A 2,203-nucleotide genomic window follows, 5' to 3' on the forward strand; every position below is an offset into this window, starting at 1 on the left:
AAGGACTCCCAGGGCCGCGACGTACCGCTACGCATCGGCATGGCCGCAGGGCCCGTCGTCGCCGGCGTCGTCGGCGCCAGGAAGTTCTTCTACGACGTGTGGGGCGACGCGGTGAACGTCGCGGCCCGCATGGAAACTACCGACGTCGAAGGGCGAATCCAGGTGCCCGACAACGTCTATGAGCGGCTGCACGACTCTTTTGTGCTCGAGGAGCGCGGCCACGTCGACATCAAGGGCAAGGGCATCATGCACACCTGGTACCTGGTCGGCCACCGGGCCGACTCTGGCCGGGTCGTCACACCTTCCGGTTCTCCGACTTCAGCAGCCACGCCAGCTTCTCCAAGCCGTCGATGAGCTGGTGCAGGATGTCCGCAGTGCTCGGATCCTCGGCGTCCACCGTGTCGTGGACCGACCGCAGGGTGTCCACCGCCGCATAAACCCGACCGGTGATCAGGTCGACGACCTCGCCGGTGCTCCGCTCGTAGGCGGGAAACTCCGGCAACGAGGTGCTCGCCGCCACGGTGTCCGACCGACCGTCCGGCACTGAGTCCAGTGCACGCATCCGTTCGGCGACGGTGTCGCTGGCTTCACGAGCGAAGTCGACGACCTCGTCGAGCTGGAGGTGCAGGTCGCGGAAGTTGGTGCCGACGACGTTCCAGTGCGCCTGCTTACCCTGCAGGTGCAGTTCGATCAGGTCGACCAGCACCTGCTGCAACGCGGCGCTGAGTTCCGGTGAAGCCTGGAAGCCCGAGACCTCGGCCTCTGTCCTACGCACATTCGTTGTTGTAGCCATACTCAACCCAACGCACCGTAATCTGGAATCGATCCAATTCATGGGGTGATCTGCGTCATGACGTGGTCCTGTTTCTCCAGCAGGCGGGCGTACCCCGCACCCATGCACAGCAGAATCAGCCCCACGACGATGAACACCGCGACCCGGAAGATGCCGTCCAGGGTGCCCAGGTCGAACAGGAACAGCTTCGCCATCGCGGCGGCGACCAGACCCAGTCCACCGGCGATCGGCACCGAACGCTCGGTGCGCGGCCGGCGGGCGGCGTAACCGAACAACCCCGCCGCCATCACGATCCAGCAGATGGTCGCCGCCATGTGGCCGGCGTAGAAGCCGAGGTCGTTGTCACCGCCGACCAGAGTGCCTGCGGTGACGGTGAACAACGTGACGGCATAGACGATCACCACGACGGCACCGACCCACAGCGCGTGCGCCGTCGTTCTCCACGACCACACGATCACCACCGCGCACGCGGCCAGCAGGATGCTGGAGACCAACGTCGAAACGGCCGAGGCGGTGGCGAGCACGGTCGGCTCGAGCAGAGCGCTCGGCGGCGCGTATCCGGACTGCAGTGCGGCGCCGACGATCGCGAAGCCGGTCACCGCCCAACGCGCCACATGGTCACTGCGCCCCGCCACCGCCACCACCACGGCCATCGCCAGCAGCACCGGGGCGGCAACCGGGCCGTCGAACGCCACGGTGACGGCGATCAGAGCGGCGACCGCGGACGTCGCGGAGAACACCCGCCGCACCACGCCGGGCACCCAGGGAAGGCGTTCCCCGACAAGCACGATCGCCAGCAGTGCCGCCGACAACGCACCGGCCATCAACGCCGCGATGACGTGGTCCACCGCGAGGACCACACCCAACACCGGTGTCACCCCGGCCGCGGTCAGCAACGCCATCGCTGTGCGGTTGGCCGTACCCGGAAGCAGGATCAACGCAGCGCCGAGGCTCACCACCGCCGCGATCGCGCACGCCCCCGCCAGCGACAGGTCCTCACCCGAGTCGAAGGCGCGCGCTGCGAGCGCCGCCAGAAGGGGCAAGACCATGGCGGCGATTCGTGCGACGTGCAACCAGATCCAGTCCCTACCCAATTGCGCCGGCACCGACACCGCGGACAGGGCGAGCATGAACCCGATGAGGAGAAGGGTGACACCGTCGGTGACGACGGGCGCCAGACCGATCAAGGGCACCACCACCAGCAGGCCGAGATGTTCGGAATCCCACCGGCGTGCCAGGGCCAGACCGCCGCCGGCGATCACCGCGGCGAGGACGAGTCCCGCCGGCGCGGAGGCCCAGCCGTAGATCGTCGTGACGGCGATGACATCGATGTACGCCGCGGCGATGCCGGTGGCGGCCAGCGCGATCGCGCCGACGCGCCCACCGGGCCGCGAGCCCACCCACCATGCC

At 68.2% G+C, this 2,203-nt stretch carries 3 protein-coding genes; 1 reads left to right on the forward strand and 2 read right to left on the reverse strand.

Features of this window, described 5'->3' with window-relative positions; all coding sequences use genetic code 11:
* On the forward strand, positions 1 to 354 hold a 354-nt coding region (locus WA944_RS10860), incomplete at its 5' end, for an adenylate/guanylate cyclase domain-containing protein (RefSeq protein ID WP_526646907.1).
* Here the strand turns inward: WA944_RS10860 and WA944_RS10865 are convergent.
* Positions 296 to 793, reverse strand: coding sequence for a Dps family protein (locus WA944_RS10865; protein ID WP_526370366.1), 498 nt, complete (start codon positions 791 to 793; stop codon positions 296 to 298). The two genes, WA944_RS10860 and WA944_RS10865, sit on opposite strands and share 59 nt — an antisense overlap.
* A 38-nt stretch (positions 794 to 831) precedes the next feature.
* The coding region (locus tag WA944_RS10870; RefSeq protein ID WP_526646909.1) for a DUF2339 domain-containing protein at positions 832 to 2,203 on the reverse strand (1,372 nt) is incomplete at its 5' end.

The sequence above is a fragment of the Mycobacterium sp. genome, assembly GCF_049683355.1.
Lineage (GTDB): Bacteria > Actinomycetota > Actinomycetes > Mycobacteriales > Mycobacteriaceae > Mycobacterium.